Annotated in this window: 12 protein-coding genes and 1 tRNA gene; 7 read left to right on the plus strand and 6 right to left on the minus strand. The window is 71.6% G+C overall.

The genetic code is table 11. The annotated features are described in order from the left end of the window. The first annotated feature begins 53 nt into the window (after positions 1-53). Positions 54-130: transfer RNA gene (locus H7A72_RS13280), tRNA-Thr, on the plus strand. 386 nt (positions 131-516) lie between these two features. On the opposite strand, the gene H7A72_RS13285 is transcribed toward H7A72_RS13280, so the two are convergent. Continuing rightward, positions 517-1,179: a 1-acyl-sn-glycerol-3-phosphate acyltransferase gene (locus H7A72_RS13285; RefSeq protein WP_185220834.1), complete on the minus strand. Its 663-nt coding sequence runs from the start codon at positions 1,177-1,179 to the stop codon at positions 517-519. Between the two features lie 205 nt (positions 1,180-1,384). Between H7A72_RS13285 and H7A72_RS13290 the strand changes: the two genes are divergently transcribed. Beyond that, positions 1,385-2,824 carry a peptidoglycan recognition protein gene (locus tag H7A72_RS13290; RefSeq protein WP_185220835.1) on the plus strand — a complete coding sequence of 480 codons (1,440 nt, stop codon included), beginning with the start codon at positions 1,385-1,387 and terminating at the stop codon, positions 2,822-2,824. Between the two features lie 3 nt (positions 2,825-2,827). On the opposite strand, the gene H7A72_RS13295 is transcribed toward H7A72_RS13290, so the two are convergent. Genes H7A72_RS13295 through tmk form a run of 3 tightly spaced genes read right to left on the minus strand, consistent with a single transcriptional unit; the run spans position 2,828 to position 6,172 of the window. After that, on the minus strand, positions 2,828-4,357 hold the full coding sequence (locus H7A72_RS13295; protein WP_084452564.1) for an alpha/beta hydrolase: 1,530 nt from the start codon (positions 4,355-4,357) through the stop codon (positions 2,828-2,830). A gap of 31 nt (positions 4,358-4,388) precedes the next feature. After that, positions 4,389-5,558, minus strand: coding sequence for a DNA polymerase III subunit delta' (locus H7A72_RS13300; protein WP_223277650.1), 1,170 nt, complete (start codon positions 5,556-5,558; stop codon positions 4,389-4,391). Next, on the minus strand, positions 5,555-6,172 hold the full coding sequence (tmk, locus tag H7A72_RS13305) for a dTMP kinase (protein ID WP_072625471.1): 618 nt from the start codon (positions 6,170-6,172) through the stop codon (positions 5,555-5,557). Before tmk ends, H7A72_RS13300 begins: the two co-directional genes overlap by 4 nt. Positions 6,173-6,338: 166 nt before the next feature. Between tmk and H7A72_RS13310 the strand changes: the two genes are divergently transcribed. Genes H7A72_RS13310 through H7A72_RS13330 form a run of 5 tightly spaced genes read left to right on the plus strand, consistent with a single transcriptional unit; the run spans position 6,339 to position 11,337 of the window. Further along, on the plus strand, positions 6,339-6,980 hold the full coding sequence (locus H7A72_RS13310) for an ABC transporter permease (protein ID WP_084452568.1): 642 nt from the start codon (positions 6,339-6,341) through the stop codon (positions 6,978-6,980). After that, positions 6,980-8,179: an ABC transporter ATP-binding protein gene (locus tag H7A72_RS13315; RefSeq protein ID WP_084452570.1), complete on the plus strand. Its 1,200-nt coding sequence runs from the start codon at positions 6,980-6,982 to the stop codon at positions 8,177-8,179. Before H7A72_RS13310 ends, H7A72_RS13315 begins: the two co-directional genes overlap by 1 nt. Next, positions 8,176-8,955: an ABC transporter permease gene (locus tag H7A72_RS13320; RefSeq protein ID WP_185220836.1), complete on the plus strand. Its 780-nt coding sequence runs from the start codon at positions 8,176-8,178 to the stop codon at positions 8,953-8,955. Before H7A72_RS13315 ends, H7A72_RS13320 begins: the two co-directional genes overlap by 4 nt. Beyond that, complete coding sequence (locus tag H7A72_RS13325; protein ID WP_084452573.1) at positions 8,952-9,959, plus strand: glycine betaine ABC transporter substrate-binding protein; 1,008 nt, start codon at positions 8,952-8,954, stop codon at positions 9,957-9,959. Before H7A72_RS13320 ends, H7A72_RS13325 begins: the two co-directional genes overlap by 4 nt. 37 nt (positions 9,960-9,996) lie before the next feature. After that, positions 9,997-11,337 (plus strand): serine hydrolase, encoded by a 1,341-nt coding sequence (locus tag H7A72_RS13330; RefSeq protein ID WP_084452574.1) that lies wholly within the window; start codon positions 9,997-9,999, stop codon positions 11,335-11,337. Between the two features lie 149 nt (positions 11,338-11,486). Here the strand turns inward: H7A72_RS13330 and H7A72_RS13335 are convergent, their stop codons facing one another. Further along, positions 11,487-13,055 (minus strand): AMP-binding protein, encoded by a 1,569-nt coding sequence (locus tag H7A72_RS13335; RefSeq protein WP_185220837.1) that lies wholly within the window; start codon positions 13,053-13,055, stop codon positions 11,487-11,489. A 7-nt stretch (positions 13,056-13,062) separates the two neighbouring features. Next, positions 13,063-13,515, minus strand: a complete 453-nt coding sequence (locus tag H7A72_RS13340; RefSeq protein ID WP_185220838.1) for an SCP2 sterol-binding domain-containing protein — start codon at positions 13,513-13,515, stop codon at positions 13,063-13,065. Positions 13,516-13,540 lie beyond the last annotated feature (25 nt).

The following is a 13,540-nucleotide window of genomic DNA, read 5'->3' on the forward strand; positions in this document are numbered from 1 at the left end:
TACGCGCCACGGGCACTCATCCGTATACTCGTGCCTCGCGTCCACGGGCGCATGCCGCCTTAGCTCAGTCGGCTAGAGCGTCTCACTCGTAATGAGAAGGTCGTCGGTTCGATTCCGACAGGCGGCTCCACACGAAACCCTCGAGAAATCGGGGGTTTTCGTCATTTCCGGGGCCCGTCCGGTCACGACTGCTCGCGCGCTGGTACCCCTCTGGTACCCCACCTCTCGACAGCGCAGGGGTGCCGGGCTGGGAGCCCGGCGTCGTTGGTGTCACCTGGTGTCGTTGGTGTCACCTGGTCCCCCTTCTCCGGGCAGCCGGGCGGCATCAACGCCGTCAGGCGACCCCGGGACCGCGATGACGCGCGGCCACACCAGCAGGTCCCCGACCCCGGTCGGGGGCCTGCTGTCGTTGGCGTGTCGGGCTGCAGTTCGCTGCCTGACCAGAGCGAAACCCGTGAGTTTCCGGGCCTTCCAGACAGCTTGGCCACCGAACTGCCGCGCGACATGCCGCGAGGGTCAGCGGGACTCCCACATCTGCCGGGCGTGCCCGATCTCCTCGCGGATCGCGGCCATGATCGCGTCGGTGACTTCGCGGGCGGCGGCATCGTCGGTCCGCCCGGCCCACGGCGACAGGTCCACAGGGTCGCCGACCGACAGGCAGGCCGTGTGGCGGTGCCACAGGTGGCGGTGGCCCTGCTGCGGACCCCACGTCCCGACCGGGATGACCGGCGCCTCGGGATGACGAAGGGCGAGCCGGGCGGCTCCCGTACGGGCGGGCCCGGGCATCTTGTCGGGCTCGGTCGTGAGGCGCCCCTCCGGGTAGAGCGCGACGAGCTGCCCCTGCTCGAGCCGCTCCGACGCCGCGTCGAGGGCATCGGCCGCCGCGGCCGAGCCGCGTGCGACGGGGATCTGGCCGGTGACCCGGGCGAGCGCGCCCACCACGGGCCAGCCGAAGACCTCCTTCATCGCGAGGAAGTGCGGGAAGCGCCGGTGGCCGATCGTCACCCGCGCCACGGCCAGCGGGTCGGACATCGTCAGGTGGTTGGCCACGAGGATCACCGGCCCTCGACGAGGGACGGCACCGGCGGTGCGGAAACGCACCCGGTGCGCCAGCTTGGCCACGGCCCAGACCAGCACGAAGCCGGCGGCGTTCTTCAGGTGCTGTCGTGGAGTGGTCACCTCCGCATTGTGGCCCCGGCCCCACCCGCCCTCACGGAGTAGTCGTACCCAGGCTCCCCCTTCGCCTGATCTCGAGATGCTGCGGCACGGGCGAAGGGGGCACACCCCTTGTGTCGCAAGGGATCCGGCTCACCCTGCAGGGCCGTCCACCCGCAGCTAGCGTGGGCCGGGCCCATCGGACCCAAACCCCCTGCGAGGTGTCCACGTGAGCTCCCTTCGTCGTGCTCTCTCCCGCCTGACCATCACCGCCCTGGCCACGTCCCTGGTCACCGTCATCCCGGCGTCAGGCGGCAGCGCCGCGCCCAGCCCGGTTGCGGCACAACGCGACTCGATCCCCGTCCCCGGCGTCGACCGGGCCGCGCTGTCGAAGGCCCCGAAGGTGCCCTCGGCCGGCCGCTCCGGCGACCGGGTCGTCGGCATGACCGACACCATCGCCACGCAGGACTTCCGCGTCGCCGGCCTGACGTGGGACGGCTCGCGAATCGACGTCGAGGCCTTCGTCCGCACCCGCGACGCGCAGACCGGCCGGTGGTCTGGCTGGAGCCTGCTCGAGGCCGAAGGGGGACCCGACGCCGGCACCGCCGAGGCGGCCGCCGCCCAGGGCGGCACCCAGCCGCTCGTCACCGCGCCCTCCGACGGCATCCAGGTGCGCGTGGAGTCGGCCGGCGCCCGCCCTCAGGGCCTCGAGGTCGACGTCATCGACCCGGGCACCTCGACCGCCGACGCCACCGCCGGCAGCGACGCCACCTCCCTCTCCACGGCGGACGAGACCAACCCCCAGAAGCGGCCGACGATCCACAGCCGGGCCGAGTGGGGTGCCGACGAGTCGATCCGCAAGGGCGACCCCGACTACGGCGAGGTGCGCGGCGCGGTCCTGCACCACACCGCGGGGGTCAACGGCTACTCCCGCGAGGAGGTGCCGGCGATCATGCGCGGCATCTACGAGTTCCACGTCAACGGCCGCGGGTGGAACGACATCGGCTACAACGTCCTCGTCGACCGCTTCGGGCGACTGTGGGAGGGCCGCGCCGGCGGCGTCGACAAGGCCGTCGTCGGCGCCCACGCCCAGGGCGTCAACAGCCAGACCTTCGGCATCTCGGCGATGGGCGACTACGACCAGACCGCGGCGCCCGACGCCATGACGACGAGCATCGAGCGGCTCATGGCGTGGAAGCTCGCCCGCCACCACGTCGACCCGACGGCCAAGGCGACGATCGGCGGCGAGTGGCTCCCCACCGTCGTCGGCCACCGCTCCGTCGGCCAGACGACCTGCCCCGGCCAGTACTTCACGGCACGTCTGCCCGAGATCCGCACCGACGCCCGGGCCCGGCAGGGCACCGCCTTCTACACGCCGAGCACGAGCCCGCGTCGGGTCGCCTACGGCACGGGCGGGTCGGCGCTCCAGGTGCGCACGACCGGCGACGTCACCTGGCGCGTGCGCATCTCCAGCGACAAGCACGGGGTCATCTCCGACCGGTCGAGCACCCGGACCGGCGACACCGACCTCACGATGACGTGGAAAGGCCGTCTCGCCGACGGCAGCTGGGCCCCGCCGGGTGAGTACGAGGTCCTGCTGAGCGGCAAGGACACCAGCTCCGGCGCCTGGATCCCCAGCTGGCGCGACACGGTCACCGTCACGTCCTGACGCTCACTCCTCGCAGGTCAGCTCGCCACCGTCGGGCGTCGTGCCGGTGAGCCAGAACTCGTCGACCGCCTCGTCGACGCAGGAGTTCTGGCGCATGTAGGCGGTGTGCCCGTCGCCCTCGTGGGTGATCAGGGCGGAGTCGGCGAGCTGCTCGTGCAGGCGCTGCGCCCACTCGTAGGGCGTGGCGGGGTCGCGGGTCGTGCCGACGACGAGGATCGGGTCGGCCCCCTCGGCGTCGACCTCGTGCGGCGTGTTGGTGGGGTCGATCGGCCACTGGGCACAAGGTGACTCCGAGGCGAGCGCGCGGCCCCAGATCGGGGCCTCCTTCTCGGCGCGGGCGACGAGGTCGTCGGGATCGCCGGGGCCGTCCGGGGTGTCGAGGCAGGAGACGGCCGGCAGGGCCTCGAGCATGTTGTTCTGGTAGGTCCCGCCGGAGTCGCGGCCGGCATAGGCGCGGCCGAGCTCGCTGAGCGGGCCCCCGTCACCGTCGTCCGCGGCGACGAGTGCGTCGGTCAGCTGCGACCACATGCCCTGGTCGTACATCGCCTGCGCGATGCCCCACGTCGCCCAACCCTCGGTGAGCTCGATGCCCGCGCTGGCGGGCAGCGGCTGCTCGTCAAGCTCCTCGAGCTGGCTCTGCACGTGCTCGACGACCTCGTCGACGCTCGAGCCGAGCGGGCAGTCGTCATCGACACAGTCCTGCGCCCACGCCCGGGTCGCGGTGTCGAAGCCCTTGGCCTGACCGATCGCGACCTCCTCGGAGGTCGCGTCGGGAGGCAGCACTCCGTCGAGGACCATGCGCCCGGAACGGTCGGGGAAGAGGTCGGCATAGGTCGCGCCGAGGTAGGTGCCGTAGGACTTGCCGAGGTAGGTCAGCTTGCCGTCGCCGAGGGCGGCCCGCAGCACGTCCATGTCGCGCGCGGCGTCGGCGGTGGAGACGTGACCGAGCAGCTCGCCCGTCTTGTCCTTGCACCCGTCGGCGAACTCCTTCTGCGCGCGCTCCCCCGCCGACTTTTCCTCCGGGGTGTCGGGCGTCGGGTCCTTGGCCAGGTAATCGTCCATGTCGGCATCGCTCAGGCAGTCGACCGGGTGCGAGCGCCCCACGCCCCGCGGGTCGAAGCCCACGACGTCGAAGTGGCGCCGGATCTGGTCGCTGACGATGAAGTCCGCCGCCGCCGCGTAGTCCACGCCGGAGCCGCCCGGGCCACCGGGGTTGACGACGAGCGAGCCCGCGGCCTCCCCCTTCGCCTGGACTCGCAGGACGGCGATCTCGATGGTCTGGCCGTCGGGCTGCTCGTAGTCCATCGGAACCTCGAGCGTGGCGCACTCGCCGTCGCTGCCCTGGCAGCCGCCCCACTCGAGGTCCTGCGCGTAGAAGCGCTCGAGCCCCGTGGTCCCCGCCGGCGGCGCGGTGTTGCCGGGGCCGAGCCCGGTGGGCTGGGTGTCGGGCTCGAGCAGCGAGCAGCCGGCCACCGGCAGGAGCAGCGCCGCCGCGGCGGCCAGAACACGGACGGTGCGACGGGCACGACTCATGGCGCAGACGCTACCTGTCGCCTGATGTCGATCAGCGCGACGGCAGCTGCAGCGAGACCGCCATCGCCTCGAGCGCCAGCAGCGGCGCGACGTTGGCGGCGATCCGCTCGCGGGCGGTCGCGATGGCCTCCATCGCGCCGAGCAGCCCCTCGCCGCCGAAGGCCCGCGCGACCTCCTCGACGACCGGTCGGGCGTCCTCGTTGACCAGGGCGACGGGCGAGCCCGCGTGCAGCACGAGCGCGTCGCGGTAGACCGAGAGCAGGTCGACGAGCGCCCGGTCGACCATGTCGCGGGTGAAGCGGGTGGCGCGCGTCTTGTGCTCACGCTCGAGGGCGGTCACCTGAGCCCGGACGTGCGGTGGCTGGGTCCGCGCGCTCGGGTCGGCACCGAGGGTCTCGAGGAGACGTTCCTTCTCCGCCGCGGCGCGGGCCTCGAGCGTGCGGTCGCGCTCCTGCTCGGCGATCTGCAGCAGGTCGGCGGCGGCGCCCACCGCGTCGGACACACCCCGGATGCGGCCGGCCATGGCGATGGTGTCGCGGCGGCGGATGCGCGCGCCCTCGTCGGTCGCCAGCCGCTTGGCCAGGCCGATGTGGCTCTGCGCGGCCCGGGCGGCATAGGTCGCCATGCCGATGTCGATGCCGTCGCGGCGGTGGAGCAGCTGGGCGACCTCGGGCACGGGCGGGGTGCGCAGCCGAACGTGCCGCGAGCGCGAGCGGACGGTGATGAGCACGTCCTCGAGGCTCGGCGCGCAGAGCAGCCAGACGGTGCGCGGCGTGGGCTCCTCGAGTGCCTTGAGCAGGGCATTGCCCGACTGCTCGGTCAGCCGGTCGGCGTCCTCGACGAGGATGATCCGGTAGCGCCCGACGCTCGGCGAGCGGCCGGCGAGCTGGACGAGGTCGCGCGTCACGGCGACGCCGATGGACAGGGCCTCGGTCGCGAGGACGTCGACGTCGGCGTGCGTCCCGTCGAGCGCGGTGCGGCACTCACGACACTCGCCGCAGCCACCGCTCGGGCACAGCAGCGCCCCGGCGAAGGCCCGCGCTGCCGTCGACCGCCCGGACCCCGGCGGCCCGGTGAAGAGCCAGGCGTGGGTCATGGCGGCCGGGTCGGCGACCGCCCGGGTCAGCGTCGTCACCGTCTCGGCCTGGCCGACGACGTCGCGCCAGATCGGGGCCGGCCCCTCACCCGCCACGGCGGTCACAGGACGCCCTCGCGCTGCAGGCGGGAGCGGACGCGGTCGGCGACGGCCAGCGCGTGCGCGGCCCCGTCGACGACGAGGTAGCGCTCGGGCGCGGCCTCGGCCATCGCGAGGAAGTGCTCACGCACCGCCGTGTGGAAGGCGTCGGCCTCGGACTCCATCCGGTCGTGGGTGCCGCCGCGGCGGCGGCGCCCGGTGGCCGGGTCGACGTCGACGAGGACGGTGAGGTCGGGGGTGAGTCCACCGACGGCCCAGGACTGCAGGTCGGCGACCTCCTGCGCCCCGAGGGAGCGGCCGGCGCCCTGGTAGGCGACGGAGGAGTCGGTGTAGCGGTCGGTGACGACGACCGCTCCGCGGGCGAGCGAAGGGAGGATGACCTCCTCGACGTGCTGGGCCTTGTCGGCGGCGAAGACCAAAGCCTCCGCCCGGGGCGTGATCGCCTCGCCGTGGAGGACGAGGTCGCGCAGCGCGGCACCGAGGGCGGTGCCCCCCGGCTGGCGGGTGACGACGACCTCGCGGCCCGCCGCCTCGAGGGCCTCGACGAGGTGCCTGACCTGCGTCGACTTGCCGGCGCCGTCGCCCCCCTCGAAGGCGATGAAGTATCCGCGATCCGTCACGTCGTCGACCCTAAGGCACCGTGCCGACACGCGAGTCCGGTGCCGAGCAGGTGCTGCGCAAAGGTCACAAGTCGGTCGCGATGGACGGCTGAGCGGCGGGTCCGGCTCCCCCGCGGGGTTGAGTGGACGACTGGTCCCGAGAGCCGGGGTCGAGGAGAGGATGCCCGTGGGTGATTTCGTCGCAGACAAGTGGCAGGACATCCTCTTCCGGTCCTTCCAGCACCTCTCGCTGGTGGCTCAGTCAGTCCTCCTCGCGACGATCATCGCCATCGCGCTCGCGGTGCTCGTCACCCGGGTGCCGCAGCTGAAGCCCGCGGCCAACATGCTCAGTGCCATCGGCCTGACGATCCCCTCCTTCGCCCTGCTCGGCCTCCTCCTGCCCCTCGTCGGCATCGGCGCGCTGCCCTCGGTGATAGCGGTGACCTTCTACGCGACCCTGCCGATCCTGCGCAATGCCGTCGTCGGCCTTTCGGGCGTCAGCCCGACCCTGCTCGAGTCGGCGAAGGGGATGGGCATGGGTTCGACGGCCCGCTTCCTACGGGTGCAGCTGCCGATGGCCTGGCCGGTGATCATGGCCGGCCTGCGGGTGTCCGCCCAGATGTCGATGGGCGTCGCCGCGATCGCCGCCTACGCCCTCGGGCCTGGCCTCGGCCCCTACATCTTCACCGGGCTCGCCCAGATCGGCGGGGCCAATGCCCTCAACTACGCCCTCGTCGGGACCCTCGGGGTGGTCGTCCTCGCCTTGCTCCTCGACGCCGCCCTGCTGCTCGTCAGCCGACTCACCACCTCGAAGGGGATCCGCGCCTGATGTCCACCACCGCAGACCAGCAGCCCGCACCCGAGCACCCCGCAGCCGACCGGGAGGTGAGCGGCGCCGAGATCGTCTTCGACAACGTCACCAAGACCTACTCCGGGCAAAAGGTGCCGGCCGTCGACGGGCTGTCCCTCACCGTGCCGGCCGGCGAGATCGTCATGTTCATCGGCCCCTCGGGCTGCGGCAAGACGACGACGCTGAAGATGATCAACCGCCTCCACGAGCCGACCTCGGGGACGATCACCATCGACGGCGAGGACATCCGCAGCAAGAATGCGACCGAGCTGCGCCGCACCATCGGCTACGTCATCCAGGGCGGCTCGCTCTTCCCCCACATGACGGTCGGCGACAACATCGCCCTCGTCCCGGGCCTGCTCAAGTGGGACAAGCGCCGCATCAGCGAGCGTGTCGACGACCTGCTCGAGCTCGTCGGCCTCGACCCCAAGCGCTACCGCGACCGCTACCCCAAGGAGCTCTCCGGCGGGCAGCAACAGCGCGTCGGCGTCGCCCGCGGCCTCGCGGCCGACCCGCCGGTGCTGCTCATGGACGAGCCCTTCGGCGCGGTCGACCCGATCACCCGGCAGCGGCTCCAGGACGAGCTGATGAGCATCCAGGAGGAGCTGCAGAAGACGATCGTCTGCGTCACCCACGACATCGACGAGGCGGTCAAGCTCGGCGACCGGATCCTCCTGCTGCGCGAGGGCGCCCAGATCGCCCAGTACGACACCCCGACCACCCTCCTGGCCAACCCCGCCGACGAGTTCGTCGAGGACTTCATCGGGGCTGGGTCCTCGCTCAAGCAGCTGAGCCTCTCGCGCGTCGACGAGCTCGAGCTGCAGAGCCCGGTCCTCGCCACGGTCGGTGACGACGGCAAGGCCGCCGCCGAGGCCGCCCGCGCCGGCGGCCAGAACGACGTCATCGTGCTCGACTCCCGACGTCGCCCGGTCGGGTGGTACAGCCTCAAGGAGGCCGCCCGGATGCCTCGTCTGCCCGACCACACCGAGGAGGACATCTCGGTGATCGACCGGCGCTCGACGATCAACGACGCCCTCGACTCGATGCTCGCGAGCACTCACGGCGGCGTCCTCGTCACCGGCCGCCGCGACGAGTTCCTCGGCGTCGTGACCTTCGAGGCGGTCACCGACCACATCCGCGCCGCGTCCGACCCGGATGCGCAGGAGGCCACGTCATGACCGAGGTGAGGACTTCCCCTTCGACCGCCGACACCGGTGTCGAGGACCGCCGCACGACGATCGGGCTGCTCGTCGGCCTGCCGCTGCTCTGCGCGGCGATCCTCGGCGGCTGGGCGATCTGGCGGCAGACCGCCGACCTCGACGACATCGAGGCCCGTCAGCTCGCGTGGGGCACGATCCTCACGCTGACCCGCGAGCACATCACGCTCACCCTCATCACGACCGCCGTCGTGCTCGTCACCGCGATCCCCATCGGCATCCTGCTCACGCGCGGCCCGGCCCGCCGCTTCTCCGGGCCGATCACGGCGGTCGCCAACGCCGGTCAGGCCGCGCCGGTCATCGGCCTCATCGTGCTCCTGGCGATGTGGCTCGGCTTCGGCGTGCGCACCGCCGTCATCTCGCTGGCGATCTACGGCTTCCTGCCGGTGCTGCGCAACACGATCGTCGGCCTCCAGCAGGTCGACCAGACCCTCGTCGAGGCCGCGCGCGGCATGGGCATGTCCCCCGTCGACGTCCTGCGCCGGGTCGAGCTGCCGCTCGCCATGCCGGTGATCATGGCCGGTGTGCGCACCGCGCTCGTGCTCGTCGTCGGTGCGGCGAGCTTCGCGACGTTCGTCAACGCCGGCGGGCTGGGCGCGCTCATCGTCACCGGCATCACGCTCTTCCGCTACCCCATCCTCGTCAGCGGCGCCGTGATCATCGCGGTCGTCGCGCTGCTCATCGACTGGGCGGGCCGGGTGCTCGAGCTCGTCCTCACTCCCAAGGGGACCTCATGACGACGCGACGTGCCCTCCCTTCGGCCGAGCTGACCCGACGCACCCTGCTCCTGGGCGGAGCCGGCACGCTCGGCCTCGCCCTCGCCGGATGCGGTCTGGGCACGAGCGGCGGCTTCGTGCCCTCCGGGGAGGCTGCCGGGCCGATCGCCGACGTCGACCTGTCGGGTGCCTCGATCGGGGTGGGGTCGAAGAACTTCACCGAGCAGCTCATCCTGGGCAAGATGGCCGTCATCCTGCTGCGCGCGGCCGGCGCCGACGCGGCCGACCTGACCAACATCCCCGGCTCGTCCAGCGCCCGCCAGGCGATGATCGAGGACCAGGTCCAGATGCAGTGGGAGTACACGGGCACCGCGTGGATCGCCTACCTCGGCGAGACCACCCCGATCCCCGACGAGCGCAAGCAGTACGAAGCCGTCCGCGACCGCGATCTCGAGGAGCACCAGCTCGTCTGGCTCGACCCGGCGCCGATGAACAACACCTACGGCTTCGCCGGGCCGACCGAGACGATCAAGAAGCTCGGCATCACCAAGCTCTCCGAGCTGGCGAAGGTGCCCAAGGCCGAGCTGACCTTCTGCGTCGAGTCCGAGTTCAACAACCGCAACGACGGCTTCGACCCGATGCTCGAGAAGTACGGGCTGAAGCGCGGCAGCGACTTCCCCGCGAAGAACGTCAAGGTGCTCGACACCGGGGCGATCTACCAGGCCACCGACGAGGGCACGTGCACCTTCGGCGAGGTCTTCACGACCGACGGTCGGATCAAGGCGCTCGACCTGACCGTGCTCGAGGACGACAAGGCCTTCTTCCCGAAGTACAACGTCGCGCCCGTGCTCACCCAGGCGGTCGTCGAGGAGCACCCGGCGGTCAAGGAGCTCTTCGCGCCGGTCGTCGAAAAGCTCACCGACGACGTGCTCATCGACCTCAACGCCCGGGTCGACGTCGACGGCGAGGACCCGGCGGACGTCGCGATCGCGTGGCTGCGGGAGGCCGGCTTCATCAAGGCCTGACCGCCCCTCGCCCGTCGCATCTCCTTAAGGTCGTGCCATGACCTTCACCGACGAGACCGCCCGTGCCCTCACCTCCCGCGCCCTCACCGCGCAGACCGAAGGGAGGGTCCCGGGCCTCGTCGCCGGCGTCGCCCGGGCGGGCCGGCTCGAGTGGTCCACCGGCATCGGGGCGATCGACCTCGCGACGCCCGGCGAGGCACCCGACGCCGACACCCAGTACCCGGTGGCGAGCAACTCCAAGACCTTCACCGCGGTGGCCGTCATGGCGCTGCGGGACGAGGGCCGGCTCGACCTCGACGACACGGTCGAGCAGCACCTCGCGGACTCCGCCCACGCCCGCGTGACGATCCGGCAGCTGCTCTCGCACACCTCCGGGATGCAGCGCGAGCCGGTCGGCGACGTCTTCGACACGATGGTCATGCCCTCGCGGGAGGACCTGCTCGCCGGCTGGTCGCAGGCCGAGCGTGTGGGCCGACCGCACGACCGCTGGCACTATTCCAACCTCGCCTACTCCGTCCTCGGCGAGATCATCGCCCGCCTCGACGAGTGCACCTGGGAGGAGTCGATCCGACGCCGCATCCTCGACCCGCTCGAGATGACCCGCACCGGCACCGCGCCCTCCGGCCGCCGGGCGAAGGGGTACTACGTGCCTCCCTTCGCCGACGTCCCCGTGGAGGAGCCGGTCTTCGACGCGGCGGCCCTCGATCCGGCCGGTGGGCTGCGGTCGACGGCCACCGACATGGCGCGCTGGGGCGGCTTCGTGGCCGCCCCGGTCGACGAGGTCCTCTCCCCCGACACGCTCGAGGAGATGTGCCAGCCGCAGGTCATGGCCGACATGACGGGGTGGACCTCAGCCTGGGGTCTGGGCTTCCAGCTGGTCCGGCACGAGGGTCGCACCTGGGTGGGGCACACCGGCGGCTGGCCCGGCTCGATCACCGGCGTCTTCACCGAGCGCTCCTCTGCGACAACGGGTCTGATCCTGATGAACAACTCCGCCCCCGTCCCGCCCGCGGCCGCGGCCATCGAGCTCGGGACGATCGCGATCGAGCGCGAGCCGGTGCAGCCCGAGCCCTGGCAGCCCGGGACGCAGCTGCCCGACGAGCTCGTCCCGCTGCTCGGGCACTGGTACTCCGAGGGGACCCACTTCGTGCTGTCGGTGCGCGAGGGCCGGCTCGAGGCCAAGGTCGCCGGACAGGCGAAGGAGCTGCCGCCCTCGGTCTTCGAGGCCGAGGCCACCGACCGCTACCGCACGGTGTCGGGCCGCGAGCGCGGCGAGCTGCTGCGGGTCACCCGCGATGCCTCCGGCACCGTCACCCACCTCAACTGGGCCACCTACCGCTTCACCCGCGAGCCCCTGGCCTTCGGCCAGTGGCTCTGACCGCCCCCGACCCTGCATTGCCCTACGGCAATGCAGAGTTCTGGGCCCTGGATCCTGCATTGCCATAGGGCAATGCAGGGTCCTGGGCCCACCGAGCGGGCGAAGGGAGGGGGGACGGTCGCTGCGCGACCTCCTCAGCCAGCGGGGGGTCAGGCGAAGTGCTTGCGCAGCTCCCGGTTGAGGATCTTGCCGGTGGCATTGCGCGGCAGCTCGTCCATGAAGACGACCTCGCGCGGGATGCAGTGGCGGGCGCGGTGGGCGCGCACGTGCTCCTTGACCTCGTCGGCGCTCAGCTCGTGGCCCTCGGTGAGCGCGACGAAGGCCGCGAGGCGCTGGCCGAAGTCGGGGTCGGGCACGCCGATGACCGACACCTCACGGACCGCGGGGTGCTCGGCAAGCAGCCCCTCGACCTCGATGGGGTACACGTTTTCGCCGCCGCTGACGATCATGTCGTCGTCGCGACCGTCGACGAAGTAGAGGTCACCCTCGACATGGCCCATGTCGCCCGTGGAGACGAGGCCGTCGACGAAGTCCTTGGTCTTGCCGTTGGTGTAGCCGTCGAAGACGAGCTCGTTGCCGCAGAAGATCCGGCCGGTCTCCCCCTTCGGCAGCTCCTTGCCGTCCTCGTCGAGGATCTTGACGACCGTGCCGAGCGGTGGGGTACCGGCGGTGTTGGGGTGCCGGCGCATGTCGGCAGGCGTGGCGATGCACACCCAGGAGGCCTCGGTCGAGCCGTAGAGGTTGTAGAGCACGTCGCCGTACTCGTCCATGAACTTCGTCGTGAAGCCCGAGGGGTAGGCCGACCCGGAGGTCGCGACCACCCGCAGCTTGCGGCGGCTGCGTGCAGCCGGGTCGCTCGGCAACTCCATCATCCGCTGGAGCATCACGGGGATGGCGAACATCGCGTCCGGCTGCAGCTCCTCGAGCGCCGCCCGGGCTGCCTCGGGCTTGAAGCGACGCTGCAGCACGATCGTCGCGCGCAGCGCCATCGACAGCTGCATCGCCGCGTAGCCCCAGGTGTGGAAGATCGGCGCGGAGATGAGGATCCGGTCGTGGGCCTTGAGCGGGATCCGGTCGATGATCGAGATGAGCGGGCCGAAGCCGCCGGGTGTCTTGCGCGCGGCGCCCTTGGGCGTGCCGGTGGTGCCGGAGGTGAGGATGATCGTGCGGCCGCCCTTGGCGGGCACCGGCAGCGACTCGGGTCGGGCCGTCGCCTCGACCCGCTGGGCCAGCTCGGTCTCGGTGACCCGGGGCAGCTGCGCCGGCAGGTGCGAGACGACCTCGGCGAACTCGTCGTCGTGGATGAGGCCCTTGATCCCCTGCTGCTCGGCGACGACCGCGAACTGCGGCCCGGCGAGACCGGTGTTGCCCAGGACGAGGTCGATGCCGACCGCGGAGGTGGCCGTCATGACCTCGATGGCCTGGACGTGGTTGCGGGCGAGCAGACCGAGGCGGTCGCCCGGGCCGAAGCCCATCTCACGGAGGATGACGGCGATCTTCTCCGAGTTGGCGAGCAGCTCGGCGTAGGTCGTCGCACCCCGGCTCTCGTCGATGACCGCGACCGTCTTGGGCGAGCGGTTGGCCGCCTGGCGCAGCTCGCCCGCGAGACCGAAGCCCCACTTCTTGAGCGCGGTCAGCTGCTTGACCTGGGCGGCGGGCGGCCCCGGGGCCAGCATCCCTCGCTTGGCCATGGTCTTGGCGATGGTCAGAGGGTTCATGTCGGCATCAGGCCTTCGGGATGTCGAAGAGGGAGGGGAACTTCGCGGCCAGGGCGATGTCACCCTTGGCCTTGATCTTGCCGCGCATCACGAACATGGTCGGGTTGCCCCGGCCGGTCGCCATCTTGACGAACTCCGGCGGCGCCATCATCAGCGAGGCGTCGTAGGTCTCGCCTGCCTCGGGCGAGACGGCGCACGTGCCCTCGTTGATGACGATCTCGTAGGTGTCGTGGGGCTGCTCGTCCGGGCCCCCGGTGATGCGGAACTGGACGGTGCCGGCGACCCCCTTCGCCTTGTCGGGCCGGAAGAGCTCGGGGAAACGACCGAAGACGGCGTCGAGGACGGCACCACGGTGCTCACCACGCATCGTCTCCGAGATCTCCTTGTCGGACATCTGCTTGACGGTCCGGGCGAACTCCTCGGGCGTCATCGAGTCGAAGGTCGACGGGTCCAGCTCCATGCGGTGCAGCTCCTTCGGTGCGCGG

The organism is Janibacter sp. YB324, from assembly GCF_014217915.1.
Classification (GTDB): Bacteria; Actinomycetota; Actinomycetes; order Actinomycetales; family Dermatophilaceae; genus Janibacter; species Janibacter indicus.